Annotated in this window: 21 protein-coding genes; 17 read left to right on the top strand and 4 right to left on the bottom strand. The window is 70.7% G+C overall.

The annotated features are described in order from the left end of the window. The 9 genes from ABZ477_RS01835 (at position 1) to ABZ477_RS01795 (ending at position 9637) form a co-directional block, all read left to right on the top strand. Positions 1-339: an ATPase gene (locus ABZ477_RS01835; protein ID WP_360126960.1), complete on the top strand. Its 339-nt coding sequence runs from the start codon at positions 1-3 to the stop codon at positions 337-339. 66 nt (positions 340-405) lie between these two features. After that, entirely contained in the window at positions 406-3063 is a 2658-nt protein-coding gene (gene alaS / locus ABZ477_RS01830; RefSeq protein ID WP_360126957.1) for an alanine--tRNA ligase, read from the top strand. Next, positions 3060-3533, top strand: a complete 474-nt coding sequence (ruvX, locus tag ABZ477_RS01825) for a Holliday junction resolvase RuvX (RefSeq protein WP_360126954.1) — start codon at positions 3060-3062, stop codon at positions 3531-3533. The genes alaS and ruvX overlap by 4 nt, the downstream gene beginning before the upstream one ends. A 2-nt stretch (positions 3534-3535) precedes the next feature. Further along, positions 3536-5491, top strand: a complete 1956-nt coding sequence (mltG, locus tag ABZ477_RS01820; RefSeq protein ID WP_360126951.1) for an endolytic transglycosylase MltG — start codon at positions 3536-3538, stop codon at positions 5489-5491. Then, positions 5464-6327, top strand: coding sequence for a shikimate dehydrogenase (locus tag ABZ477_RS01815; RefSeq protein ID WP_360126948.1), 864 nt, complete (start codon positions 5464-5466; stop codon positions 6325-6327). Before mltG ends, ABZ477_RS01815 begins: the two co-directional genes overlap by 28 nt. Positions 6328-6331: 4 nt before the next feature. Beyond that, positions 6332-7558 carry a chorismate synthase gene (aroC, locus tag ABZ477_RS01810; RefSeq protein ID WP_360126945.1) on the top strand — a complete coding sequence of 409 codons (1227 nt, stop codon included), beginning with the start codon at positions 6332-6334 and terminating at the stop codon, positions 7556-7558. Between the two features lie 3 nt (positions 7559-7561). Next, positions 7562-8098 (top strand): shikimate kinase, encoded by a 537-nt coding sequence (locus ABZ477_RS01805; protein ID WP_360126942.1) that lies wholly within the window; start codon positions 7562-7564, stop codon positions 8096-8098. Further along, positions 8095-9180 (top strand): 3-dehydroquinate synthase, encoded by a 1086-nt coding sequence (gene aroB, locus ABZ477_RS01800; protein ID WP_360126939.1) that lies wholly within the window; start codon positions 8095-8097, stop codon positions 9178-9180. The genes ABZ477_RS01805 and aroB overlap by 4 nt, the downstream gene beginning before the upstream one ends. Positions 9181-9184: 4 nt before the next feature. Continuing rightward, complete coding sequence (locus ABZ477_RS01795; protein ID WP_360126936.1) at positions 9185-9637, top strand: hypothetical protein; 453 nt, start codon at positions 9185-9187, stop codon at positions 9635-9637. Positions 9638-9698: 61 nt separating this feature from the next. Here the strand turns inward: ABZ477_RS01795 and ABZ477_RS01790 are convergent, their stop codons facing one another. From ABZ477_RS01790 to ABZ477_RS01780, 3 genes are all read right to left on the bottom strand, one after another. Then, positions 9699-11024, bottom strand: a complete 1326-nt coding sequence (locus ABZ477_RS01790; RefSeq protein ID WP_360126933.1) for an MFS transporter — start codon at positions 11022-11024, stop codon at positions 9699-9701. 17 nt (positions 11025-11041) lie between these two features. Then, positions 11042-11923, bottom strand: a complete 882-nt coding sequence (locus ABZ477_RS01785; RefSeq protein WP_360126930.1) for a shikimate dehydrogenase — start codon at positions 11921-11923, stop codon at positions 11042-11044. 104 nt (positions 11924-12027) lie between these two features. Beyond that, positions 12028-12660 carry a TetR/AcrR family transcriptional regulator gene (locus tag ABZ477_RS01780; protein WP_360126927.1) on the bottom strand — a complete coding sequence of 211 codons (633 nt, stop codon included), beginning with the start codon at positions 12658-12660 and terminating at the stop codon, positions 12028-12030. An 86-nt stretch (positions 12661-12746) separates the two neighbouring features. Between ABZ477_RS01780 and ABZ477_RS01775 the strand changes: the two genes are divergently transcribed. Both ABZ477_RS01775 and aroQ read left to right on the top strand, forming a co-directional pair. Next, positions 12747-14618 carry a TIM barrel protein gene (locus ABZ477_RS01775; RefSeq protein ID WP_360126924.1) on the top strand — a complete coding sequence of 624 codons (1872 nt, stop codon included), beginning with the start codon at positions 12747-12749 and terminating at the stop codon, positions 14616-14618. Beyond that, positions 14615-15070: a type II 3-dehydroquinate dehydratase gene (gene aroQ, locus ABZ477_RS01770; RefSeq protein WP_360126921.1), complete on the top strand. Its 456-nt coding sequence runs from the start codon at positions 14615-14617 to the stop codon at positions 15068-15070. Before ABZ477_RS01775 ends, aroQ begins: the two co-directional genes overlap by 4 nt. Before the next feature lie 125 nt (positions 15071-15195). Here the strand turns inward: aroQ and ABZ477_RS01765 are convergent, their stop codons facing one another. Further along, positions 15196-16614 carry an MDR family MFS transporter gene (locus ABZ477_RS01765; RefSeq protein ID WP_360126918.1) on the bottom strand — a complete coding sequence of 473 codons (1419 nt, stop codon included), beginning with the start codon at positions 16612-16614 and terminating at the stop codon, positions 15196-15198. A 75-nt stretch (positions 16615-16689) separates the two neighbouring features. On the opposite strand from ABZ477_RS01765, the gene ABZ477_RS01760 reads away from it, so the two are divergent. The 6 genes from ABZ477_RS01760 (at position 16690) to ABZ477_RS01735 (ending at position 25236) form a co-directional block, all read left to right on the top strand. Then, a complete protein-coding gene (locus ABZ477_RS01760; protein WP_360126915.1) occupies positions 16690-17295 on the top strand; it encodes a TetR/AcrR family transcriptional regulator in 606 nt (201 codons plus the stop codon). A gap of 129 nt (positions 17296-17424) precedes the next feature. Beyond that, positions 17425-17985: an elongation factor P gene (efp, locus tag ABZ477_RS01755; protein WP_360126912.1), complete on the top strand. Its 561-nt coding sequence runs from the start codon at positions 17425-17427 to the stop codon at positions 17983-17985. 19 nt (positions 17986-18004) lie between these two features. Then, a complete protein-coding gene (gene nusB / locus ABZ477_RS01750; protein WP_360126909.1) occupies positions 18005-18415 on the top strand; it encodes a transcription antitermination factor NusB in 411 nt (136 codons plus the stop codon). Positions 18416-18462: 47 nt separating this feature from the next. Continuing rightward, entirely contained in the window at positions 18463-21441 is a 2979-nt protein-coding gene (locus tag ABZ477_RS01745) for a DEAD/DEAH box helicase (RefSeq protein ID WP_360126906.1), read from the top strand. A 73-nt stretch (positions 21442-21514) separates the two neighbouring features. Then, positions 21515-23089, top strand: coding sequence for a Rieske 2Fe-2S domain-containing protein (locus ABZ477_RS01740; RefSeq protein WP_360126903.1), 1575 nt, complete (start codon positions 21515-21517; stop codon positions 23087-23089). 167 nt (positions 23090-23256) lie between these two features. Further along, the gene (locus ABZ477_RS01735; RefSeq protein WP_360126900.1) at positions 23257-25236 is read left to right on the top strand and encodes a cell wall-binding repeat-containing protein; all 1980 of its coding nucleotides are present in this window, start codon (positions 23257-23259) and stop codon (positions 25234-25236) included. Positions 25237-25383 lie beyond the last annotated feature (147 nt).

Below are 25383 nucleotides of genomic sequence, written 5' to 3'. Positions count from 1 at the left end.
ATGAAGAACGTCCTGTGGTTCCTGGTCGGCGTCATCGGCGGCCTCGTCGTCGCGCACTTCGTGAACAAGGACCCCCGCGGCCACGAGCTGCTCGCCGAGGTGGACGCGCGCATCAGCGAGTTCACCGACCGCATCGGCGACGCGTACCGCGAGCAGGAAGCCCGCTTCGCCGGCGTCATGGATGCCGCGAAGGAGGCGGCCGCCGACGTCGTCGATGCAGCCTCGGACGCCTTCGACGCCGTCAAGGACGCGGCATCCGATGCGCTCGACTCGGCCCAGGACGCGGCATCCGATGCCGTCGATGCCGCCAAGAGCGCGGCCCAGAAGCTCAACGACTGAACCCACACGCACCGCACCCCGCAGAGGCGGGGCGCATCCGCTCGCCCTCGAGGAACTCCCAAACGAATGAAGACCGCCGAGATCTCCAGGCGCTTTCTCGACTACTTCGAGAAGCAGGGGCACACGATCGTGCCGTCCGCATCGCTCGTCACGAACGACCCGGCGCTGCTGTTCACCGTCGCCGGCATGGTGCCGTTCATCCCGTACCTGAGCGGTGACGTCCCGGCTCCGTATCCGCGTGCCGCCGACAACCAGAAGTGCATCCGCACGAACGACATCGAGGAGGTCGGCAAAACCCCTCGGCACGGCACCTTCTTCCAGATGCTCGGCAACTGGTCCTTCGGCGACTACTTCAAGGAAGGCGCGATCCGCTTCGCGTGGGAGCTCCTGACGAGTTCCGAGGACGACGGCGGGCTCGGGTTCGACCCGAAGGACCTGTGGGTCACCGTCTACGAAGAGGACGACGAGGCCCACGGGCTGTGGCGCACCGTCGCGGGCGTCGCCGAGGACCGCATCCAGCGACTCGGCAAGGACACGAACTACTGGAGCACGGGGCTCCCCGGGCCTGCCGGCCCGTGCTCCGAGATCTTCTTCGACCGCGGACCCGCGTACGGGATCGACGGCGGTCCGGCGACCGACGACGACCGCTACGTCGAGATCTGGAACCTCGTCTTCATGCAGTACGAGATCACCAACGTGCGATCGAAGTACGACTTCGACATCGTCGGCGAGCTGCCCGCCAAGAACATCGACACCGGCATGGGCCTCGAGCGCGTCGCCTTCATCAAGCAGGGCGTCGACAACATGTACGAGACCGACCAGGTGCGCCCCGTCCTGGACCGCGCGGTCGAGCTCTCGGGCCGCGTCTACGGCGCGAACCACGAGGACGACGTGCGGTTCCGCGTCGTCGCCGACCACGTCCGGTCGTCTCTCATGCTGCTCTCCGACGGCGTGACGCCGTCCAACGACGGGCGCGGCTACATCCTGCGCCGCCTCATGCGCCGCGTCATCCGCTCCATGCGCCTGCTGGGGGTCGAGGGGCCGACGTTCCGCGAGCTCTTCACGGTGTCGCGCGACGCCATGAAGGACGCCTACCCCGTCGTCGAGACGGACTGGGCCCGCATCTCGCAGTACGCGCTCGCGGAGGAGGAGACGTTCCTGCGCACCCTTGCCGCGGGCTCGGCGATCCTCGACGACTCCGTCGCGCAGACGAAGGCGGCGGGCGGCGCGAAGATCGCCGGCGCGGAGGCGTTCCTGCTGCACGACACGTACGGCTTCCCCATCGATCTCACCCTCGAGATCGCGGAGGAGGCGGGTCTCACGGTCGATCGCGCCGCGTTCGACTCGCTCATGCAGGAGCAGCGCGCACGCGCCAAGGCCGACGCGAAGGCCCGCAAGCGCCAGCTCGCCGACACGAGCGTCTACCGCGACCTGCGCGCCAAGGGCGAGACCGCGTTCACGGGCTACACCGACCTCGAGACCGAGTCGACCGTGCTCGGCATCCTCGTCGACGGCACGCCGGTGGACCGCGCGACGGCGGGGCAGATCGCCGAGGTGATCCTCGCCGAGACGGCCCTCTACGCCGAGTCCGGCGGCCAGGTCGCCGACAAGGGCGTCATCGTGGGCCCGGGCTACGAGCTCGAGGTCCTCGACGTGCAGAAGCCCGTCCCGGGCCTGGTGAGCCACACGGTCGAGGTCACGACGGGCGAGGTCGGGATCGGCCAGGCGGCCACGACCGTCGTCGACGCCGTCAACCGCCGCGCGGCGCAGCAGGCGCACTCGGCCACCCACCTCGTCCACGCGGCGCTCCGCGACACGCTGGGCAAGACCGCGACCCAGGCGGGCTCGCTCAACCGGGCCGGCTACATGCGGTTCGACTTCGCGTGGGGCCAGGCGCTGTCGGACGACACGAAGAGCGAGATCGAGGAGATCGCCAACAACGCGGTCCGCGACAACCTCACGGTCACGACGCGCGTGCTCCCGCTCGACGAGGCCAAGGCGCTCGGTGCCATGGCGCTCTTCGGCGAGAAGTACGGCGACACCGTCCGCATGGTCGACATCGGCGGCCCCTGGTCGCGCGAGCTCTGCGCCGGCACGCACGTCGTGACCAGTGCCGAGGTCGGCCTCATCAGCCTGGTCGGCGAGTCGTCGGTCGGCGCGTCGAACCGTCGCGTCGAGGCGCTCGTCGGGCTCGACGCGTTCCGGTCGCTCGCTGCGGAGCGCGCACTCGTGTCGCAGCTCACGTCGAGCCTCAAGACGCCGCGCGACCAGCTCCCTGCGCGCATCGCGGAGCTCCAGGCGAGCCTCAAGGCCGCCGAGAAGAAGATCGCCGCGTTCGAGTCGCGGGCACTGGCCGACCGCCTGCCCGCTCTCGCCGGAGCCGCCGTGCAGGTGGGACCGCACCGCGTCGTCGCCGAGTCCCTCGGGTCGGCCGCGTCGGCCGACGACGTGCGCTCGCTCACGCTTCAGGTCCGCGACCGCCTCGGGGCGGAGGCCGCCGTCGTCGCGCTCGGCGCAGACGTGGGCGGTCGCCCCGTCGTCGTCGTCGCGACGAACGAGGCGGCCCGCTCGGCCGGCGCGAAGGCCGGCGTGCTCGCGAAGGGCGCCGCGTCGGCGCTCGGCGGGGGCGGCGGCGGCCGTGACGACGTCGCACAGGGCGGCGGGACGGATGCTGCGGCACTGCCCGCCGCGCTCAGCGCTGTGAAGGGCCTGCTCGGCGCGTGACCGGGTTCCGTCGCGGGGTGCGCATCGGCGTCGACGTGGGCAAGGCCCGCGTCGGGGTCGCGCGGAGCGACCCGGACGGCATGCTCGCGACCCCCGTGGAGACGGTCCCGCGCGGGGACGACTCCATCGCGCGCGTCGTCGCGCTCGCGCGGGAGCACGACGCGGTCGAGATCGTCGTCGGCCTGCCCATCAGCCTGAGCGGGGGAGACACGCCGTCGACGGCCGACGCCCGGGAGCTCGCGCAGGGGCTGGCGACAGCATCCGCTCTTCCCGTCCGCCTCGTCGACGAGCGGCTCAGCACGGTGTCGGCCCACTCCGCTCTGCGTGGTTCGGGCAGATCTCAGCGGCAGTCTCGTAGCATTGTGGATCAGGTCGCCGCAGTCGTGCTGCTCCAGCAGGCACTCGATGTCGAGAAGAACACCGGCAGACCTTCCGGAACACCCGTCCCCCCGGACCAGGAGCCCGCCTGACCATGCCCGACTCGACTTCGCGGTTCGACGATCCCTTCGCGGATCTGTTCGGCCGACTGCCCGACCCGCGGATGCGGGGCGGCGATGCCCCAGGACCCCGGCGCACGCCGGCGCCCCACGTCGACGATGACGACCACACGTGGGAGTCTCCGCCTGTGACCGGTACCTGGAAGCCCTTCACCGATGAGCCCATGGTGACCCCGACGGGCGCCACTCCTGTCTCCGCAGCGCAGACGGGTGCCACTCCCGCCGCGTCGAGCGGCGGCGCCCCCGTCACGCCGGCGGGCGGTCCGCCCGCCGCGCCGACCGAGCCGGTTCCAGCGGCCGACCAGGGCTCTGCCGCTTCCACGGGAGCGGTCCCGACGTCGCGCCGGGCCGCTCGCGAGGCGCTCCGAGCGCAGGGCCAGACCGGCCCGCAGCCCACAGCGGCGGCCGCGGAACCGGAGCAGTCCTCGGCGACGGCATCCCTGCCGGCCGGCCACCCGAGCGGACCTCAGCCGATCCAGGCCGCCGGCGCCCAGCATCCGATCGCCGCTGCGGCTGCGAAGTCCGGACAGCACGCGGGCCGCCCCGAGCAGCGCGAGCCGCTTCCCGCCACGGCGATCCTTCCGGTGGCCGCCCAGGATCCGGCATCGCAGCCCGCCACGGGCGCGCTCTCGTTCGCCGACTTCTTCAGCGAGCCCCACGCCCAGGCGCAGGCGAAGCCCGCAAGCCTTCTCACCGACGCGCGTCCCGATTCCGGGCCGATCGTCCAGGCCTCGACGCCGGCGGGTGGGAACCTGGAGGATCTGTTCATGGGCAGGGCCTCATCGGACGACATCGGGTACGTCCCGCCGCCGCCGGACAAGCGCCGCCGCCGCGTCGGCGGATGGATCGCGCTGGGCGTCGTCCTGCTGATCCTCGGCGGCATCGCCGCCGGCGGCCTGTGGGTCTGGAACACCTATGAAGCGCAGATCCGCGAATTCATGGGCTGGGAGGAGCCCAAGGACTACGAGGAGGGTCTCGCCACCGGCGAGGCGCTCGTCACGATCTCGTCGGGTGACACGGGCGGGACGATCTCGCAGTCCCTCTACGACGCGGGCGTCACCAAGACGCCCGAGGCGTTCTACGAGATGCTCGTCGACGCGGGCCGCAACCCCACGTTCTATCCGGGCGTGTACCAGCTCCAGAAGCAGATGACGTCGGAGGCCGCGCTCGAGGCGCTGCAGGACCCGGCCAACAAGCTCGAGAACTCGGCTCTCGTCCGCGAGGGTCTCACCGTCGACCAGACGCTCACGATCCTGTCGGAGGGCATCGGGATCCCGCTCGAGGACTTCCAGGCCGCCGTCGCGGATCCGTCGGTCTACGGCGTGCCGGTCGATCCCGCCGTCGCCGAGGCAGGTGGGCAGCCGCTCGAAGGCTGGCTCTTCCCCGCGATGTACACGTTCGATCCGGGTGCGACCGCCACCGACGTCATCCAGACGATGGTCAATCGCACGATCGAGTCGCTCGACGCCGCAGAGGTGCCCGCGGAGGACCGCCAGCGCGTGCTCACGGTCGCGTCGATCATCCAGCGCGAGGCGCGCTTCGAGGAGGACTTCTACAAGGTCGCGCGGGTCATCGAGAACCGTCTGAACCCCGACAACCAGCAGACGTTCGGCCTGCTCCAGATGGACTCGACGGCTCAGTACGGGTACGGCGAGATGCACGACGGCACGGTCTCGTCGTCGCAGGAGGCGCTCGACGACCCGAACCCCTGGAACACCTACATCAACGCAGGTCTGCCGGTCGGCCCCATCGCGAACCCCGGCGACGTCGCGATCGATGCGGCGATGCACCCCGCCGACGGGCCCTGGCTCTACTTCGTGACGGTCAACCCCGATACGGGCGAGACGGTCTTCACCGAGACGGTGCAGGAGCACGAGCAGTACGTCAGGCAGTGGCAGGACTGGTGCGCCGAGAACACGGGCAGGTGCTGACACCGGCCGCGACGCGGCTCGCTGTCTGGGGAGACCCCATCGCGCACAGCCGCTCGCCGCAGCTGCACGGCGCCGCGTACGGCGTGCTGGGCCTGGACTGGACGTACGAGCGCCGGCGGGTGTCCGAGGAGCGGTTCGCCGACGTGCTCGCGTCGCTCGACGGCTCCTGGCGCGGCCTGTCGCTCACGATGCCGCTCAAGGGCGTCGCATTCGCGGCGGCCGTCGAGCGCGACCGTCGCGCCGAGCTCACCGGCGCCGCCAATACGCTGCTCCTGGATCCCGACGGGTTCCGGGCGTTCAACACCGACATCGGCGGCATCGTCCGATCGCTCGCCGAGGAGGGGATCGACCGCGTCGGCGAGGCCCGCGTCGTCGGCGCCGGTGCCACGGCGATGTCGGCGCTGGTCGCCCTCGCCGAGATCGGCGCCACCCGTGTCGAGGTCGTCGCACGACGGCCCGAGGCCGTCGAGCCCCTCCAGAAGCTGGGGGAGCGGCTCGCGGTGTCGGTCACACCCGTCCCGTTCGGGGACGGCGCGCTCTCGCCCGTGCCCGTCACGATCGCCACGCTTCCCGGAGACGCGCCCGTCCCCGTGCCGGCGGCCGACGCGCTCGCGCGGTCCGGCGGCCTCCTGCTCGACGTCGTCTACGGGCACTGGCCGACGACGCTCTCGTTCGCGTGGGATCGGGCGGGACACCCTGCGGTCTCCGGCCTCGGGATGCTGCTCCACCAGGCTCTGCTGCAGGTCCGGGTCTTCACGTCGGGCGACGCCGATGCCCCCGTCCCCGACGAAGAGGCGGTGCTCGCCGCAATGCGCGCGGCGATCGTGGGAGACTAGCAGGATGCTCCGCGTGCTCACGGCCGGCGAATCGCACGGCCCAGAACTCGTCGCCATCATGGAGGGCCTGCCGTCCGGCGTGCCCGTCTCGCGCACCGCCATCCAGGCCGACCTCGCCCGCCGCAAGCTCGGCTACGGGCGCGGATCGCGCATGAAGTTCGAGGAGGACGAGCTGTCCATCTCGGGCGGCGTGCGTCACGGACTCAGCCTCGGCAGCCCCATCGCGCTGCGCATCGGCAACACCGAATGGCCCAAGTGGGTCGAGGTCATGAGTCCCGACCCCGTCGAGCTCACCGACAAGTCGCGCGGCCGCGGCGCCGCCCTCACACGCCCCCGCCCCGGGCACGCCGACCTCGTCGGCATGCAGAAGTACGACTTCGACGAGGCCCGCCCCATCCTCGAGCGCGCCAGCGCGCGAGAGACTGCCGCCCGCGTCGCGCTCGGCGCTCTCGCGCGCGCCTTCCTCGCCGAGCTCGGCATCCGCCTGGTGAGCCACACGCTCTCGATCGGCCCCGTGCGCGTCCCCGAGGGCGCGGCTCTGCCGGCTCCCGACGACGTCGACGCGCTCGACGCCGATCCGCTGCGCTGCTTCGACGCGGCCACGAGCGAGCGAATGGTCGCCGAGGTGGACGACGCGCGCAAGGACGGCGACACGCTCGGCGGCATCGTCGAGGTCCTCGCCTACGGACTCCCGCCGGGCCTCGGCTCGCATGTGCATTGGGACCGGCGCCTGGACGGCAAGCTCGCGCAGGCGCTCATGAGCATCCAGGCGATCAAGGGTGTCGAGGTCGGAGACGGCTTCCTCACGACGACCCGCCGCGGATCGCAGGCTCACGACGAGCTGTTCGCGACGGATGCCGGCATCACGCGCTCCTCGGACCGCGCGGGCGGCACGGAGGGCGGCATGTCGACGGGCACCGTGCTGCGCGTGCGCGCGGGGATGAAGCCCATCGCGACGGTGCCGCACGCCTTGCGGACGGTCGACGTCGCGACGGGCGACACGGCCGCCGCACACCACCAGCGCTCCGACGTGTGCGCCGTGCCGGCCGCGGGTGTCGTCGCCGAGGCGATGGTCGCGATCGTGCTCGCCGAGTCCGTGCTCGAGAAGTTCGGCGGCGACTCGGTCCGTGAGACGCGTCGCAACCTCGAGGGCTACCTCGCGGCGATCCCGGACGCCCTGCGCACCACGCCCGCCTCCGAGGCGGCGCTGCTCGCGCACGAGCTGTCCTGATCCATGGGGCACGGCACCACCCAGGCCATCGTCCTCGTCGGTCCCATGGGAGCCGGCAAGTCCAGCGTCGGGCGTCGCGTCGCGCGCGAGCTCGGTGTGGCCTTCACCGACACCGACAGCCTCGTCGTCCGCGAGCACGGCCCCATCGCCGAGCTGTTCGCGAAGGAGGGCGAGGCGCGCTTCCGGGAAGTGGAGCGCAGCGCCGTCATCGAGGCGCTCGGCAAGGGCGGCGTCGTCGCCCTCGGCGGGGGCGCGGTGCTCGATCCCGACACGCGCCACGACCTCGCACGGCACCGGGTCGTGCTCCTCACCGTCGCGCCGGAGATCGTGCGCTCGCGCATCCAGGGCGACGCGAGGCCGCTCCTGGCGAGCGACGAGGATCCGGTGGCGCGCTGGCAGAAGATCATGTCGGAGCGGAAGGGCATCTACGAAGCCCTCGCCGACATCACGTTCGACACCTCGACCGGACCGCTCGCGCACGTCGTCTCCGACATCGTGACGTGGGCCCGCGAGGGCAGCTCCACCGAGGGGGACGCATGACCGACCTGACGACCATCACCGTCGCGGGCGACCAGCAGTACGACATCACCGTGGGCCGCGGCATCCTGGACCGCGTCGCCGACGCGATCCCCGCGGAGGCCCGCAAGGTGCTCGTGATCCACCCGCCGACGCTCGCCGCGCAGGCGGCGAAGCTGCGCGATCGCCTCCTCGACGACGGCACGCGCGAGGTGCTCATCGCCGAGATCCCCGACGCGGAGCAGGGAAAGCGCGTCGAGGTCGCGGCATTCTGCTGGCAGATCCTCGGCCAGGCGGACTTCACCAGGACGGACGCGATCGTCGGCTTCGGCGGGGGCGCCGTCACGGACCTCGCCGGCTTCGTCGCCGCGACCTGGCTGCGCGGAGTCGCGGTCGTGCAGGTGCCCACGACCGTGCTCGGAATGGTGGACGCCGCCGTAGGCGGGAAGACGGGCATCAACACGGCGGAGGGCAAGAACCTCGTCGGAGCCTTCTGGCCGCCGAAGGCCGTCGTGTGCGACCTCGAGCTCCTCGACGAGCTGTCCGCCAACGAGCGCACGGCGGGCTTCGCCGAGGTCGTCAAGGCGGGGTTCATCTGGGCCCCCGAGATCCTCGACCTCGTCGAGGCGGACGCCGGCGCCGCCGTCGACCCCACGAGCGCCGCATTCCGCCGCTGCGTCGAGTTGGCCATCGACATGAAGGCGCGGGTCGTGGGGGAGGACCTGCGCGAGGCGGGCCTCCGCGAGATCCTGAACTACGGTCACACGCTGGGGCACGCGATCGAGCACGCCGAGCGCTACCGCTGGCGCCACGGCGCCGCGATCTCGGTCGGGATGGTGTTCGCCGCCGAGCTGTCCCGGTTGGCGGGACGGCTTCCGGATGCCGCGGCGCAGCGTCACCGCGACATCCTCGAGACGCTCGGCCTGCCGACGAGCTATCGCGCGGGTGCGTGGTCGCAGCTGCTCGCGACGATGCAGCGCGACAAGAAGAGCCGCGGCGGGATGCTGCGCTTCATCGTGCTCGACGACATCGCCCGCCCGACCGTGCTCCAGGCGCCCGACGAGTCGCTCCTCTTCGCCGCGTACCAGGAAGTGGCGGGCGACTAGCGCCATGGCACGGCCGGTCGCGGTCCTCGCTCTTGCGGCCCTGGTCGCCGTGATCTCGGGATGCTCCGAAGCGGAGTCCGAGGCCGGCTTCGGGCTCCCGACCCTCGACTCGGAGGAAGCGGCGGCCGTCGCGCAGTCGGCGGGTGTGCCGGCCGGGAGCGTGGGCGGCGCGCTCGCGGTGGAGTCGAACGGCTGTTTCACCTGGCGGTCGGATGACGAGGCCGACGGGGCCTGGCTCGTGTGGCCCGATGACGCGCGGCAGGACGGCGATGCCGTCGTCCTCGGCGAGGGCGCGCGGATCACGGACGGAGCACGCATCGCCGGATCCGGCGCCGTCGTGTCGCTCGCGGATCTGCCGGACGGCGCGAATGCGGACTCGTACTTCGGCTCGTTCGGCGGCTTCTGCGACGCGGACTCGAGGGGCGCGCTCGTCCTGCTCGAGGTCGCGCCCGAGTAGGGCGGCCGAAGGCCGAGGCCCCGCCCCGCAGTCGCGGGACGAGGCCTCGAGCGGTGCGGCGTCAGACGGCGGCGGCCACCTGGTGCGCCTTCTCGGACTGGATTCCGAGCTCCGACGTCGGGATGCTCTTCGATTCGCGTGCCGTGAGGGCGCTCACGGTGGCGATGAGCGAGATGACGGCGGTGAAGGCGCTGATCACGACCCAGCCGCCCTGCTGCACGCCGCCGAGCGCCGTGACGATGGACGGCGCGAAGCCGGCCATGAGGAACCCGAGCTGCGTGCCGATCGCCATGCCGGAGAAGCGGACGCGGGTCGAGAACATCTCGCCGTAGAACGACGGCCACACGGCGTTGGCGGCGGCGTAGCCGAACGAGAAGGTGAGCACCGCGAGCAGGAACGTGACGAACTCGTTCCCGGCGCCCATCGACAGCATGTAGAAGGGCATGAACACGGCCGACGACAGAGCCCCGTAGATGAAGACCGGCTTGCGGCCGATGCGGTCGGCGAGTGCGCCGAAGAGCGGCTGGGTCCCGAGCGCGACGAAGTTCGCGACGACGACCAGCCACAGCGTGATCGCCGCATTCAGGCCGACCTCGACGCCGTATGCGATCGCGAGGTTGCCGAAGACCGTCGACACCGCGGCGATGAACGCGCAGCAGATGACGCGGAGGACGTCGCGCCAGTGGTCCCGGAGGAGCGGGATGAGCGGCATCCGGGCAATGCGTCCTTCGGCCTTCGTCTGCTCGAACTCCGGCGTCTCGTGGAGGGTGCGGCGGATGAGGTAGGCGACGACGACGACGACGGCGCTGAGCCAGAAGGGCACGCGCCATCCCCACGTGTACTTGATCTCGTCCGGCAGCGCCACGACGGGGATGAAGATGAGCGCCGCGAGGATCTGCCCGCCCTGCGTGCCTGTCAGGGTCCACGACGTGAAGAACGAGCGGCGGTTGTCGGGAGCGTGCTCGAGGGTCAGCGACGACGCGCCGGCCTGCTCCCCTGCAGCCGAGAGGCCCTGGAGGAGTCGGCACAGCACGAGCAGTGCCGGGGCCGCCCACCCGGTCTGCTCGTAGCTCGGGATGCACCCGATCGCGAAGGTCGCGAAGCCCATCAGCAGGAGCGTGAACATCAGCACCTTCTGACGGCCGATGCGGTCGCCGAAGTGCCCCAGGATGACGGCGCCGACGGGGCGCGCGATGTAGGCGAACCCGAACGTCGCGAACGACATCACGAGCGCCGCCTGACTGTCGGACGGGAAGAACACGGTGGGGAAGATGAGTGCGGCGGCCGAGCCGTAGAGGAAGAAGTCGTAGTACTCGACGGCGCTGCCCATGAAGCTCGCGACGGCGGCCTTCACGGGAGTCTTCCGCGTCGTTGCGGTGTTTGTCATCGGAGGTTCCTTCTGTTTCAGTGTCCGGCGAGGATCTCGTGCGGCGCAACGAGGGTGTGGAAATGGCGGTTCATGCGGTCCGGGTCGGGGGTGAGACCCGTGATGAGGCGGAAGGCGTCGACGGCCTGGTGGACCGCCATCCGTCCGCCGTCGAGGGTGGCGCAGCCGGCCGCGCGGGCGGCCCGGAGCAGCTCCGTGTCGAGCGGCCGGTAGACGATGTCGGCGACCCACAGGTCGGGCCGCAGCAGATCGGGCGAGAACGGCGTGCCCGGATGCTCCTTCATGCCCGTAGGCGTGCAGTGCACGAGACCCGACGCCGTGGCGAGCAGACGGGGCAGGGCGTCGGGTGCTGCCGAGCGGACGTCGGCGGCGTGCCGGCTGCGCAGATCCGTCGCGAGCTCCTCGGCGCGCTGAGCGTCGAGGTCGACCACCGTGAGCCGCCGCGTCCCGACGCGCAGCAGTGCGTCGGCGACGGCGGAGCCTGCACCGCCGGCACCGAGCATGGTGACGTCGTCGACCGCTGCTCCGGGCAGGCCCGTGCGGAACGCGGTCTCGAATCCGGTCGTGTCGGTGTTGTGCCCGACGAGTCCGTCGTCGGTGAAGAGCACCGTGTTCACCGAGCCGAGAGCCGCCGCCAGCGGGTCGATGCGATCGAGGTACTCGACGACGAGACGCTTGCACGGATGCGTGACGTTCAGCGCGTCGAACCCGAGTCGCCGCGCCCACGCGAGGATGTCGGGCAGCTCGTCCGGGGCCAGACCCAGGGTCGTGAGATCGATCGTGCGGTACACGTAATCCAGGCCGAGCGCGCGGGCTTCGGCCATGTGCAGCGCGGGGGTCAGCGACGGGGTCACGCCCGTTCCGACGAGCCCCACGAGATAGGGGGGCGTCTGCGCCATGGCGACTCCTTCGTCTGTCGGAACTGCAATGTACTAACTGGTACGTTCACAGAAAACCATGACGAGATCGATCTGTCAAGAGGCGGATGCTGCCGGGCCGGCGCTCAGCGCACGGCCGACGTGAGCCATCCGACGACGACGTCGCCGATGAGGGAGCGCAGGTGGGCCCGGCGATCGGGCTGCGTGAACTCCACGTCGAAGAGATAGCCGAACGTGTACTGGTTCGCGATCTGGAAGACGCAGTAGGCGCTGATGACGAGGTGGACGTCGATCGCGTCGACGTCGGTGCGGAACACTCCGGCGGCTCGTCCGCGCTCGAGGATCTCGTCGAGCAGCGTCTTGGCGGGCTGCGCGAGAGTGCGCAGCGAATCGATCCGGCGGATGAACTCGCCGCGATGGATGTTCTCGATAGCGACGAGGCGGATGAAGGCGTCGTGCGTGACGTGGTGGTCGAAGGTGAGCTCGGCCAGCTGCCGGATGGCGGCCACGGGATCCGTGTGGTCGACGTCGATCGCACGTTCGGCTTCCCGGATGCCGCGATACGCGTTCTCGAGCACCGCCAGGTAGAGCTGCTCCTTGCCGCCGAAGTAGTAGTAGATCATCCGCTTCGTCGTGCGCGTGCGCTCGGCGATGTCGTCGACCCGGGCCCCGGAGTAGCCCTCTTCGGCGAAGACCTCTGTCGCCACGGCGAGGAGCTCGGCTCGGGTTCGCTCGGCGTCTCGGGATACGGGGGGCACGGTTGTCAGGATAGTCGGCGCTTCGTGCGGCGCCGGGGAGACAGGGGGAGTGCGCCACAATGTACTAACTGGTACATTGTGGCGCTATGAAGACCTCGATCGCGACGGTGTGCTTGAGCGGGACCCTCTCCGAGAAGCTGCACGCCGCCGCGGCAGCCGGGTTCGACGGGGTGGAGATCTTCGAGCCCGACCTGGTCGGCTCACCGGAGAGTCCGGAGGAGATCCGCGCCCTGGCGGCCAGGCTCGGGCTCAGGCTCGATCTCTACCAGCCGATGCGCGACGTCGAAGGGGTGGACGAGGATGCCTTCCTCGACGTCCTGCGTCGCGCCGAGGCGAAGTTCGCGCTCATGCGGCGACTCGGCATCGACGTGGTCCTGTGCTGCAGCAACGTCGCGACCGCGACGATCGACGACGACGACGTGTCGGCGTCGCAACTGCGCCGGCTGGGCGAGCTCGCCCAGGATCACGGCATCCGGATCGCCTTCGAAGCCCTCGCGTGGGGGCGGTACATCGACGACTATCGCCGCGCGTGGCGCATCGCAGAGCTCGCCGACCACCCGGCCGTGGGCGTGTGCCTCGACTCCTTCCACATCCTCTCCCGCGGCCACGACCCCTCCGCGATCGAGGCGATCCCGGCCGAGAAGATCTTCTTCCTCCAGCTGGCAGACGCGCCGGCCCTGTCGATGGACGTCCTTTCCTGGAGTCGGCACCATCGCCTGTTCCCCGGAGAAGGCAGCTTCGACCTCGCGCGGTTCCTCACGCACGTCGTGAGGGCGGGCTACACCGGCCCGGTCTCGCTGGAGGTCTTCAACGACACGTTCCGGCAGACCGATGTGCGACAGACGGCGGTCCACGCGCGACGCTCGCTGCGCTGGCTCGAGGACGCCGTCGCACGAGGTCTGGCGGACGACCGGCCGCAGGATTACGAGCCGCTTCCCGCCTTCGGCGGCCCTCGCGGGTTCGACTTCGTCGAGATCAAGGCGGAGGACACCTCTGGCATCGAGGCGCTCCTGGAGATCGTCGGCTTCACACCGCGCGGCAAGCACCGCACGAAGCCCGTCACGCTCTGGACTGCGGGCGAGGCGCGAGTCGTGCTCAACGAGCAGCACGCGCGCGGGCTCGACCCGCACATCGCCGCCCTCGGCTTCGCGGTGCCCGACGCCGATGCGCTCACACGCCGCGCGGCCGAGCTCGGCACCCCGTTCGCCTACCGGCGCACCTACGAGGGTGAGCTCGCCCTGGAGGGTGCCGTCGCCCCCGACGGGACCGAGATCTTCTGGTCGTCGTCTGCGGACGGCGCAACCGCAGACGGCGCCGCACTCCGCGACGAGCCGCTGTGGGCCGCCGAGTTCGAGCACGGCGCAGCGGTCCAGGAGAGCCCCGTCTCGGGGATCGACCACGTGAGCCTCAGCCAGCCGTGGCAGGCGATCGACGAGGCGACGCTCTTCTTCGCATCGGTGCTCGAGCTGCCCACGACGAGCTCGACCGAGGTCGCGAGCCCCCGCGGGCTCGTGCAGAGCCGGGTCATCCAGTCCCGCGACGGCTCTATCCGCATCCCGCTCAACGTCGCGCCGCCGATCCTCTCCGGTGGTCGGGCGGCGCTGCCGCAGCACGTCGCGTTCGCGTGCGACGACATCGTCGCGCTCGCCCGCACCGCCCGCTCGAGAGGCATGGCGGCTCTGCCGATCCCGCAGAACTACTACGACGACCTCGCGGCGCGCTTCGACCTGGACGACGGCTTCCTCGCGACGCTGCGCGAGCTGGACCTCGTCTACGACCGTGAGAGCGAGGGGGAGTACCTCCACTTCTACACCGCGACGGTGGGCGACCTGTTCTGCGAGTTCGTCGAGCGCCGCGGGCGCTACGACGGCTACGGCGCGGGCAACGCGCCCGTGCGCCTCTCCGCGCAGCGGGCGGGCGAAGGCGGCGCGGGACGCGCTGATATCGTGCGAGCATGACCCCGTCGCGCCGGCTCCTGCTCGTCAACGGACCCAACCTCAACCTCCTCGGCACACGTGAGCCCGACGTGTACGGCACGGCGACCCTCGCGGATGTCGAGCGCATCGCGACCGAGGCCGCGGCATCCCGTGGCTTCGAGATCCGAGCGGTGCAGAGCAACCACGAAGGCGTCCTGCTCGACGCGATCCATGCCGCGCGCGAGGACTGCGACGGGATCGTCATCAACCCGGGCGGTCTCACGCACACATCGGTCGTGCTGCGCGACGCGCTCTCCGGCGTCGCGCTTCCCGTCGCCGAAGTGCACATCTCGGACGTGCTCAAGCGCGAGCCGTTCCGCCACCACTCCTACGTCGCCGACGTCGCCGTCGTGCACGTCATCGGCGAGGGTGTCGCGGGCTACGCGACGGCGGTGGGCCGCCTCATCGCCGTCATCACGGGCCAGACCGACTGACGGCATCCGCTCCTTCCGAAGCCGCGAGCCTGAATCGGTTGGACGAGACCGCGGGTACTCCGCCCCCTCTGGTCCAACCGATGTAGTCTCGCGGGCTTGTGGGGACGGGGCCGGGGCGGGGCGGATCAGGCCGCGGCCGGGACGGCTGCCGTCCTGGCGGGGAGCGCGAAGCACACGCCGATCGCGACGACGGTGAAGCCGACGGCCGCCCAGAACGCGACGTCGAAGCCCGCCGCCACGCCCGCGGCCGTGGTCGCACCCTCGGTCGCGAGCTCGAGGACGACGGCGAGCAGCGCCGTGCCGAACGCCCCGCCCAGCTGCTGTGCGAGGCGCGTGATGATGCTCGCGTGCGGCACCTCGTCGTGCGCGAGGCCCACGAAGGCGACCGACATGACGGGGATCATGACGGCGCCCATCCCGAAGCCGCGCACGAGGAGCATCGCCATGAGCCACCACTGGTTCGTGGACGCGTCCGCGAGGGCGAAGGGGATCGTCGCCGCGCCCATGACGGCGAAGCCGGCGATCGCGACGACGCGCGCGCCGATCGTGTCGGTGAGCCGGCCGGCGAGCGTCCGGCTGAGGAGGGCGCCGACGCCCTGGGGGATGAGCAGGAGCGCCGCGCCGAGCGGGTCCATCCCGCGCACGACCTGGAAGTAGAGCGGCAGGAGGAGCATCGCGCCGTAGAGCGAGGCGCCGGAGAGGAAGAGGACGGACGACGCCGAGGCGACCGGTCGGCGGCGCAGCAGGCCGACGTCGACGAGCGAGGAGCCGGGGCGCCGGACCTGCGAGAAGACGAAGGCCGTCATCAGCACGAGCCCCGCGACGACGGGCATCCAGACGTCGGGACGCGCGAACCCGCCGTCCTGGCTCACGTTCGACAGGCCGTACAGGATGCCGACGAGCGCGGGGGAGACGAGGACGAGGCCGACCCAGTCCAGCGCCGGCTTCCCGCGCGGCCCGTCGGCGGGGATGAAGCGCCATGCGAGGGCGAGCCCCAGGAGGCAGAAGGGGACGTTGACCCAGAACAGCCAGCGCCAGTCGGCGAAGCTCAGGATGAGCCCGCCGATCGTGGGCCCGAGGATGGGACCGAGGGCTGCCGGGAGGCTCACCATCGCCATGAGACGGCCCAGACCCGCGCCGCCGGGCACCTGCTGGATGGCGAGCGTCGCCATGAGGGGCATCATGAGCCCGCCGCCGATGCCCTGCAGGACGCGGAAGGCGATGAGGCTCGGCGCGTTCCACGCCAGGCTGCAGAGGATCGACGCGACGAGGAAGATCGTCAGGGCGATCATCCACAGGCGCTTGCCGCCGATGCGCGCCTGCGCCCACCCCACGACAGGGATCGCGACGCCGAGGGCCAGCAGGTAGGCCGTCGTGACCCACTGGATCGTGCTGACCGGCACCCCGAGATCGATCGACAGCGTCTTGAGCGCGATGCTCATGATCGTGCTGTCGAAGATGACGGCAAGTCCGCCGGTGACGAGCACGAGAGCAGTGACGATGGCGCTGCGCGGAACGGCCGGCGCGGCAGGAGTCGTGGTCACGAGCGGGATCCTCCATAAGATACACGGATGTATCTCTCGTTGCCCGAGTGTACGCCGGGTCGATAAGATACACAAATGGATCTTGTGGAGACGCCGAAGCGCCGCCGCGGCAGGGAGCTGGAGGAGGCGATCCTCGCGGCCGGCTGGGCGCAGCTGATCGACGGCGGCTACTACGGATTCACGATCGACGCCGTCGCCGAACGCGCCGAGACGAGCCGCTCGGTGATCTACCGCCGCTTCGACGACCGCGACGCGCTGCTCGAGGCGACGCTGACCTACGGACTCAACCAGGGGCGGACCGAGCCTCCCGATACGGGGAGCCTCCGTGAGGACGTCTTGGAAAGCCTGCGCCGATCCAATCGCTCGAGGGCCGCCATCGCGCCCATCATGAGCGTCTTCATGGGTGCCTACTTCAGCGAGTCGGGCCGCACCTTCGCCGACGTCCGGCAGCGGGCGTTCGGGGAGCGCGCGGGCCGGTCGCTGGACATCATCCTCGAGCGCGCGGTCGCGCGCGGCGAAGCCGATCCCGCCCGGCTCACTCCTCGCGTGCGGACCGTCGCGACCGACCTCTACCGCCACGATCTCCTCATGACCGCCGCGCCGCTGAGCGACGAGCAGCTCGTCGCGATCGTCGACGAGATCTTCCTGCCTCTCGTGCGGCCGCTGCGGGACGGCCCGTGAGCTCGGCGTCGCAAAGGACTGCGCGAACCCGCGACCGCGGCATCCGGATGAGTTCTCTCAGGTCGGGACACTAGAATCGAACGTCGGGCCGATCGGCCGCTGAACTTCACGAACGGAAACTCCACACTCATGGCATCCACCGCAGACATCAAGAACGGCGTCGTCCTCAGCATCGACGGGCAGCTGTGGAGCGTCATCGAGTTCCAGCACGTCAAGCCCGGCAAGGGCGGCGCGTTCGTGCGCACGAAGCTCAAGAACGTCGTCTCGGGCAAGGTCGTCGACCGCACGTACAACGCGGGCGCCAAGATCGAGATCGAGAACGTCGACCGTCGCGACTTCACGTACCTCTACAACGACGGCGAGAGCTTCGTCTTCATGGATGTCGCCGACTACGACCAGCTGACGGTCGGCGCCGCCACGGTCGGCGACGCGAAGAACTTCCTGCTCGAGAACCAGCAGGTCCAGATCGCGCTCAACAACGGCAACCCGCTGTACATCGAGCTCCCGGCATCCGTCGTCCTCGAGATCACGTACACCGAGCCTGGTCTTCAGGGTGACCGCTCGTCGGCCGGCACCAAGCCCGCGACCGTCGAGACCGGCTACGAGATCCAGGTGCCGCTGTTCCTCGAGACCGGCACGAAGGTCAAGGTCGACACGCGCACGGGCGACTACCTCGGCCGCGTGAACTGACCACGACGGCACCCTTCAGATGAGTGCCCGTACGAAGGCGCGCAAGCGCGCGCTCGACATCCTGTTCCAGGCAGACGTCCGCGGCGACGACGTCGCGGCGATCCTCGCCGCGGAGGCGAAGCGCGCCGCGAGCGAGCCCGCCCGCGAGGCGTCGTGGCTCTACGCACGCGAGATCGTCGACGGCGTGATCGACAACCGTGAGGCGATCGACGAGCAGATCACGACCTTCGCGAAGGACTGGTCGCTTGCCCGCATGCCCGCCGTCGACCGCGCCGTGCTGCGCATCGGCGTGTGGGAGATCGTCTACAACGACGGCGTGCCCGCGGCGGTCGCGATCGACGAAGCCGTCGAGCTCGCGAAGGAGTTCTCGACGGACGACTCGGGCTCCTTCGTGCACGGCGTCCTGGCGCGCATCGCCCGCGTCTCCTGACCTCCGGATCCCACGCCGCTGTCCGCGGCGGCTGAGAGGATGAACGGGTGCCGGCGCCCTTCCTCGATCCTCAGGAGAGCCGGCAGCCCCCGCCCGCCTGGCACGCGCTACTCGACGACCCGCTCGCTCCGTCGGGGGCGCCGCTCGCCCTCGGGATCGAGCTGCGCCAGCGCGCCGCGTGGGATGCCCGCTCTTGGGAGCCGCGCCGCGTCGCGACCGCTGAGCCGCGGGCGCTGGCCCGCCACCGCGACGGCCTGACGCTCGGCATGCGCCCTCTCGTGCGAAGCGCGTCCACAGGGGGCTGGGTCAAGGGCGGCGCGTCGTGGGATGCTGTCCGCCGCGGCGTCGGGAGCTTCCAGCGCGACCACGCAGCGTGGTTCGCCGAGCTCGCGAGCATCGCCCTCGCGTCCCGCGCGTTCGGACCGTATGCCGATCCAGGCGAGTGGCTCGTCCTGGACACGGTGGAATCGTCGCTGCTGTGGCGGCTGCTGTCGGGCGCGGAGGGGGCGGGGATCCCGCTCGTCGCGACCGGCAGGCGACAGTCGGTGGGTCTCGCGGCAGCCGCGACCACCGGCGTCCATATCGCCCCCGGACCCGACGGAGCACTCCGGGTCCGGGCCGCGGTGACGATCGACGGGGTGCCGGTCGAGCATGCCGTCGTACGTCCGATCGGTCGCATGGGGGTGTACGCGGCGGGCCTGGACGCCGACCCGATCCCGATCGTCCTCGCACCCGCCGAGGTCCCCGACGCCGTGCGCACCCTGCTGTCCCACCAGGACGGCCTCGTCGTCCCGCGCGAGGACGTCCCGGCGTTCCTGCAGGAGGCCGTTCCCCGGCTGCGGCGGCAGGCCGTCGTGACTGCGGCTTCGAGCGTGACGCTTCCGGCCGCCGCCGCGCCCACCGCCGTCGTCACGGCCGAGTTCCGCAGCGATGACGTCGCCTACCGCGTCGAGTGGTCGTATCCCGGGCTCGCGCGCCTGCCCTACCGAGCCGGCGCCGAGGCCGGCCGGCAACCGGCGGCCGAGGATCGGCTCCGAACGGAGCTCGAGGCCGCCTGGGAACAGGCGATGGGGGTGCCCTTCGCAGGCACGGGGCGCCTGCACGGCGTCGCGGTCGCGGAGTTCGCCGCGCGCCTCCTGCCGGCCTGGGAGCGCCTCGAGGGCGTGCGGATCGAGGGCAACACGCCGCGACGGGCCTACACCGAGCTGACCGGCGATCCGTCGATCTCGGTGACCGCCGTCGAGAGCGACGATCCCGACTGGTTCGAGCTCGGCATCGTCGTGACGATCGACGGGCGCGTCATCCCCTTCTCCCCGCTGTTCGAGGCGCTCACGCTCGGTCGCCGCAAGCTCCTGCTCGCGGACGGCGCGTACTTCTCGCTGCGGCATCCCGCGCTGGACCGCCTCAAGGAGCTCATCGACGAGGCCGCGGGCATGGACGAATGGGAGACAGGACCACGGATCAGCCGGTACCAGACGGTGTTCTGGGCCGACTTCGAGGACCTCGCGGATCAGGCCGCACCCGCTGTGGCCTGGCGGGAGCTCGCGGAAGGCCTGCGCTCCGAGACGAGCGTGCCGCCCGTCCCCGCCCCAGCCGGGGTCGACGCCGAGCTCCGCCCCTACCAGCGGGCGGGACTCGACTGGCTCGCGTTCCTGTGGCGGCACCGGCTCGGCGGGATCCTCGCCGATGACATGGGGCTCGGGAAGACGCTGCAGCTGCTGTCCCTCGTGGCCCATACGCGCGAGCAGGGCGAGCGCAGGCCCGTCCTCGTCGTCGCCCCGACCTCCGTGGTGCCGACGTGGGTGTCCGAGGCCGCCCGCTTCACGCCGGGCCTCGAGGTCCGCGCGATCGACCAGACCCTGCAGAAGACCCGGACGAGGGTGAGGGATGCCGCGGCCGGCGCCGATGTCGTGCTCACGTCCTACGCCATCGTCCGCCTCGATCCGGACGCGTTCGCAGACGTGGACTGGTCGCTCGTCGTCCTCGACGAGGCGCAGTTCGCGAAGAACCCGCAGACGAAGCTCCACCAGGCCCTCGCCGCGCTGCGAGCGGATGCCGTCGTCGCTGCGACGGGGACGCCACTGGAGAACAGCCTGACCGACCTGTGGGCGCTCCTCGCGCTGACGGCCCCCGGGCTGTTCCCGTCGGCCCGGCGGTTCCGAGAGGAGTACGTCAAGCCGATCGAGCACGGGAAGGTCCCCGAGAACGCCGAGGGCGTCCCGTTCCGGGCGGCCCGGCTCGACCGGCTGCGGCGGCGCATCCGGCCGCTCGTCCTCCGCCGGACGAAGGAGCTGGTCGCACCCGAGCTCCCCGAGAAGCAGGAGCAGCTGCTCCGCGTCGCCCTCGACCCCGCCCACCGCACGCTGTACGACCGCACGCTGCAGCGCGAGCGCCAGAAAGTGCTCGGGCTCCTGGATGATCTCGACCGCAACCGGTTCATCGTGTTCCGGTCTCTGACGCTCCTGCGGCTCATGAGCCTCGCGCCCGCGCTCGTCGATCCACGGCAGGCCGACGTCAGCTCCACGAAGCTCGACGCGCTCCTCGAGCGCCTCGTCGAGGTGGCGGCCGAGGGCCACCGCGCCCTGGTGTTCAGCCAGTTCACCTCCTTCCTGAAGCTCGCGGCCGGGAGACTGGATGCTGCCGGCATCCGTCACTCCTACCTCGACGGGTCGACGCGCCGGCGCGCGAGCGTCATCGACGAGTTCCGTCGCGGCGACGCGCCCGCCTTCCTCATCAGCCTCAAGGCCGGCGGATTCGGGCTCACCCTCACGGAGGCCGACTACGTCTTCGTGCTCGACCCGTGGTGGAACCCCGCCGCGGAAGCGCAGGCGGTCGACCGGACGCACCGCATCGGGCAGACGAGCACGGTGCTCGTCTACCGCATGATCGCGGCCGACACGATCGAGGAGAAGGTCATGGAGCTCCAGCAGCGCAAGGCGCGCCTCTTCCGCTCCGTCGTGGACGACGGCGACCTGTTCTCGAACGCGCTGACCGCCGACGAAATCCGAGGCCTCCTGGATGCCTGAGCGCCGCCGAGCCCGACGGGGAGGTCGGCGCGCTCCGCGTAGACTCGACTGCTGGTTCTGAAGGGAGCGCTTCATGCGGATCACGGGCCTCGGCCACGCGGGCATGTTCATCGAGACTCGGGGCGGCAGCATCCTGTGCGACCCCGTGATCGGTCCGACGTTCTTCGGATCGTGGTTCCCGTTCCCCGACAACCGGGGCCTGGACTGGGAGCGCTTCGGCAAGGCCGACTTCCTCTACATATCGCACCGCCACCGCGACCACTTCGACCCCGCGCTCATGCAGCGGCACATCCCGAAGGAGATCAAGGTCCTCCTGCCGGAGTACCCGACGGATGACCTCGAGCAGGACCTCCGCAAGCTCGGCTACGACAACATCGTCTATACGCAGGCGGGCGTGCCGCTCGAGTTCGGCGAGCTCAAGGTCATGGTGACGCCGCTGCGCGCGCCGAGCGACGGCCCGATCGGCGACTCGTCGCTGTCCGTGGACGACGGGACGGCCAGCATCCTGAACCAGAACGACTCGCATCCCCTCGACCTCGAGAAGCTCATGTCCTTCTCGAAGCCCGAGGCGTACTTCACGCAGGTGTCCGGCGCGATCTGGTGGCCCATGGTCTACGACCTGCCCCAGGACGCGAAGCAGAACTTCGCCAGGCTCAAGCGGGACGCCCAGAACAAGCGCGCCATGTACTACATCGAGAAGGTCGACGCCGAGCACGTCTTCCCGATGGCGGGGCCGCCCATGTTCCTGCGCGAGGAGCTGTTCAAGTACAACGGCCAGGGCCTGGACGGGGACGCGATCTTCACGGATCAGCGGGAGTTCCTCGCGCACATGCGCGAGCTGCGCCCCGAGCAGAAGGGCTACGAGTTCCTGCCGGGGACCGTCGTCGAGCTGAACGACGGCGAGCTGTCGGTCACGCAGACGCTGTACACGGATGCCGAGATCGACCGGATCTTCGACGACAAGTGGTCGTACCTGGCCGAGCAGCGCGATTCGCGACAGGACGAGATCCGCGCGGAGGAGGCATCCCGCGCCGCCGTCCTGCCGCCCGACGAGATGCTCGCGGCGATCAAGGAGTGGTGGGAGCCGCTCCTGCGCCGCGCCCGCACGATCCGGGGCGGCGTCGGCGGCAACGTGCGCTTCCGCATCGGCGAGCTCGACATGGTCGTGGACTTCCCCAAGGCGAAGGTCCGCGAGTACGCGGGGGAGGAGTGCATCTACTGGTACACGATCCCCGCCGACCTCGTCTCGACCAACATCGCCGACGGCGAGATCGACTGGTCGAACTCGATCTTCCTCTCCATGCAGTTCGAAGTGGGTCGCAGCGGCAAGTTCAACGAGTTCCTCACGACGTTCCTCAAGTGCCTCTCGCGCGACCGCATCGAGTACGTCGAGAACTGGTACGCCGAGCAGACCGACCAGACCGAGGACGCCCAGCTCGGCGACTGGATGGTGCAGCGCCGCTGCCCGCACCTGCGCGCCGACCTCACCAAGACCGGAAAGATCGAGGACGGCGTCCTGACCTGCTCGCTGCACGACTGGAGCTGGGACCTCAAGACCGGCAAGTGCCTGACGAGCCAGGGCCACCCGATCCGCGCGTCCCAGGTCGAGGACGACGCGCAGCGCGAGGCGGCGCAGCCCGCAGCCTGACCCGCAGGCGCGTGCGGCGTTCGGCGATGATCGGGCGACCCGCGCCGAATCCCTGCGCGGACCGGGGAATTCCGGTACCGTTCCGCATGGGTTGAGATTCGACGGCGATTCCGACGTCATTTCTCGACCCGGGGCTGATCACGGTGTCCTACAGACGGAGACCTCGCATGCGTCGTTCTGTGCGCCTCGCGCGCTCTTTCGCGGTGGGATTCATCGCGTTCGTGCTCATCTCGGCCGGCGGGCCGGCGTCCGCCATCGGGGGCGGCTCGCCCATCGCCGCGACAGCCGCCGCCGCGGCTCCAGCGACATCGCCATCCGGTCCCGTGCAGCGGGTCCCCGGCGCGGATCGGTACGCCGGATCCGCGGCGATCAGTGCGAGCACCTTCGCGCCCGGAGTGTCGGTCGCCTACGTCGCGACCGGGGAGAACTTCCCGAACGCGCTGTCCGCGGGCGCCGCAGGCGGCGCGGTCGGCGCTCCCGTTCTGCTGACGGCACCGGGCACCCTCCCTGCGCCCATCCGCTCCGAGCTGGCGCGCCTCAAGCCTGCCAAGATCTACCTCCTCGGCGATGTGCGCAGCGTTTCGGACACGGTGAAGGCGCAGCTGGCGTCCTACACATCCGGATCGGTGCAGCGGCTGGCCGGCAGCAATCGGTACGGCACGTCTGCGGCGATCAGCGCGAGCGCCTTCGCGCCGGGTGTGCCGGTCGCCTATGTCGCGACGGGTGAGAACTTCCCCAACGCGATGTCGGGCGGAGCCGCTGCAGGCGCCAGAGGCGGTCCTCTGCTGCTGACCGCGCCCGGCTCCCTCCCTGCCGCCATCCGCTCCGAGCTGACGCGGCTGAAGCCCAAGAAGATCATCCTGCTGGGCGATGCCCGCAGCGTCTCGGACGGTGTCGCGACCGAGCTGGACGCGTACACGACGGGGCCCGTGCAGCGGCTGTCGGGCCGCGATCGGTATGGCACGTCGGCGGCCGCGAGCGCCGATGCGTTCGCGGCCGGTGTCCCGATCGCGTATGTCGCGAGCGGGGAGAATTTCGCCGGCGGCCTGTCGGCGCCGGCAGCGGCGGGCCATCAGGGCGGCCCTGTCCTGCTGACAGCCCCGGACGCCCTTCCCACCGCGATCCGCGCCGAACTCGCGCGGCTGAAGCCGAAGAAGGTCGTCCTCCTCGGCGGAGCCGGCAGCGTCTCGGACGCCGTGCGGATCCAGCTCGCCGCCTACGCGACCGCCGCCGGGGCGAACCCGCAGGCCGACGGATGGTTCACCTTCGCCACCTACCCCGACACCCAGCAGGAGGTGTTCCCCTTCGCCGGCACGCGCTTCATCGACCGCTCGAAGTGGCTCGTCGCGCACCGGGGCGTGCTGGATCTCCGCTTCGTCGCGCACACGGGCGACGTCGTGAATTGGGACACCGACACGCACGACCAGTACGTCATCGCGAGGGCTGCGACCGTGCCTCTGGATCAGGCCGGCATCCCGTATCAGCTCAGCATCGGCAACCACGACTCGTATGCGACAGGCGAGGGCGGATCCGCGCGCGAGCCGCTCAGCAGCACCTACGCGTACCAGCGGATCACGACCACTTTCAACCAGTACTGGCACCCGGCGGACTACCTCGCGCTGGCGGGGCAGTTCGAGGCGGGGAAGGTCGACAACACCTACTCGGTCTTCCAAGCCGAGGGCACGCAGTGGCTCGTCCTGAACCTCGAGCTGTGGCCGCGAGGCCCGGTCGTGGACTGGGCCGCCAAGGTCATCGCGACCCATCCCCAGCACAACGTCATCATCCACACGCACTCGTTCCTCGATCGCGATGCGCAGATCGCGGGGGCCGGCCGCGCCCAGACGAAGTGGGAGTACGGCGACTCGTCGCCTCAACTCATGTACGACCGGCTCGTCGCCCCCTACGGCAACGTGAAGGTCGTCACGAGCGGGCATGTCGGCACCGCGATGTCGCGGGTCATCACGACGGCGTCCGGCAACCGCGTCGCCTTCATGGTGCAGGCGATCCACTCGAACACGAACAACCCCGTCCGGCTGTCCCAGTTCGACGTCGCGGCGGGGACCATCACGACCCAGGTCTACGCTCCGCAGGACAACGTGACCTGGGATGTCCGGGTGCTCTCGGGGCTCACCTTCATCCGCGGCTGACGACCGCCCGGGCTCGCCCCCCACGCCGCCGAGGCAGGGCGTCTCGCCGAGGCCGGGCGTCCTGCGGCTCTGTCTCGGCGAGCCCCCGTGCTTCGGTCAACCGATGAGCGCGACAGCGTCCGGTAGGATCGAACGAACCACAGCAAC

It is taken from the genome of Microbacterium sp. NPDC019599 (genome assembly GCF_040632175.1).
Taxonomy (GTDB): domain Bacteria; phylum Actinomycetota; class Actinomycetes; order Actinomycetales; family Microbacteriaceae; genus Microbacterium.
Note: the sequence above shows the minus strand (reverse complement) of the source record. Positions and strands in the feature narration are given on the sequence as shown.

What these genes read in the sequence shown, in the direction of transcription:
- ABZ477_RS01805 (WP_360126942.1), top strand. Translation starts at nt 7,562, where the DNA reads ATGGGGCACGGCACCACCCAGGCCATCGTCCTCGTCGGTCCCATGGGA.
- efp (WP_360126912.1), top strand. Translation starts at nt 17,425, where the DNA reads ATGGCATCCACCGCAGACATCAAGAACGGCGTCGTCCTCAGCATCGAC.
- aroB (WP_360126939.1), top strand. Translation starts at nt 8,095, where the DNA reads ATGACCGACCTGACGACCATCACCGTCGCGGGCGACCAGCAGTACGAC.
- mltG (WP_360126951.1), top strand. Translation starts at nt 3,536, where the DNA reads ATGCCCGACTCGACTTCGCGGTTCGACGATCCCTTCGCGGATCTGTTC.
- ABZ477_RS01775 (WP_360126924.1), top strand. Translation starts at nt 12,747, where the DNA reads ATGAAGACCTCGATCGCGACGGTGTGCTTGAGCGGGACCCTCTCCGAG.
- ABZ477_RS01760 (WP_360126915.1), top strand. Translation starts at nt 16,690, where the DNA reads ATGGATCTTGTGGAGACGCCGAAGCGCCGCCGCGGCAGGGAGCTGGAG.
- ABZ477_RS01835 (WP_360126960.1), top strand. Translation starts at nt 1, where the DNA reads ATGAAGAACGTCCTGTGGTTCCTGGTCGGCGTCATCGGCGGCCTCGTC.
- nusB (WP_360126909.1), top strand. Translation starts at nt 18,005, where the DNA reads ATGAGTGCCCGTACGAAGGCGCGCAAGCGCGCGCTCGACATCCTGTTC.
- ABZ477_RS01790 (WP_360126933.1), bottom strand. Translation starts at nt 11,024, where the DNA reads ATGACAAACACCGCAACGACGCGGAAGACTCCCGTGAAGGCCGCCGTC.
- ABZ477_RS01785 (WP_360126930.1), bottom strand. Translation starts at nt 11,923, where the DNA reads ATGGCGCAGACGCCCCCCTATCTCGTGGGGCTCGTCGGAACGGGCGTG.
- alaS (WP_360126957.1), top strand. Translation starts at nt 406, where the DNA reads ATGAAGACCGCCGAGATCTCCAGGCGCTTTCTCGACTACTTCGAGAAG.
- aroC (WP_360126945.1), top strand. Translation starts at nt 6,332, where the DNA reads ATGCTCCGCGTGCTCACGGCCGGCGAATCGCACGGCCCAGAACTCGTC.
- ABZ477_RS01735 (WP_360126900.1), top strand. Translation starts at nt 23,257, where the DNA reads ATGCGTCGTTCTGTGCGCCTCGCGCGCTCTTTCGCGGTGGGATTCATC.
- ABZ477_RS01740 (WP_360126903.1), top strand. Translation starts at nt 21,515, where the DNA reads ATGCGGATCACGGGCCTCGGCCACGCGGGCATGTTCATCGAGACTCGG.
- aroQ (WP_360126921.1), top strand. Translation starts at nt 14,615, where the DNA reads ATGACCCCGTCGCGCCGGCTCCTGCTCGTCAACGGACCCAACCTCAAC.
- ABZ477_RS01795 (WP_360126936.1), top strand. Translation starts at nt 9,185, where the DNA reads ATGGCACGGCCGGTCGCGGTCCTCGCTCTTGCGGCCCTGGTCGCCGTG.